This is a genomic window from Micrococcus sp. GbtcB5, assembly GCF_019091605.1.
GTDB lineage: Bacteria > Actinomycetota > Actinomycetes > Actinomycetales > Micrococcaceae > Micrococcus > Micrococcus luteus.
On record NZ_JAGXJK010000131.1, the window covers coordinates 1 to 319 of the forward strand.

Below are 319 nucleotides of genomic sequence, written 5' to 3' on the forward strand. Positions count from 1 at the left end.
CGTCATGCCGGGAGTGCCGGCAGTGCCGAGGAAGAGCGCGTAGAGCGACCAGAGCAGTGCGACGGTGGTGCCCATCGAGATGAGCGTGTCCATCGTCGCCGCACCGTGCTTGAGGTTTGTCCACGCCGCCTTGTGGAACGGCCAAGCTCCCCAGATGATCACCGGTGCGGCCAGGGCGAGTGAGGCCCACTGCCAATACGTGAACTGCAGCGCGGGGATCATCGCCAACGCGATTACGGGAACAGTGAGCTCGATCGCGCCGATCAGCCGATGCCGCAGCGGGGGGGGCTCACTGTCTTCCTCCCCCCCGGCCTCGGTC

The 319-nt window shown here is 66.8% G+C and carries 1 pseudogene; it reads right to left on the reverse strand.

The window, feature by feature from the left end:
• Positions 1–319: pseudogene (locus KVS67_RS11760) on the reverse strand (heavy metal translocating P-type ATPase); the annotation flags it as partial.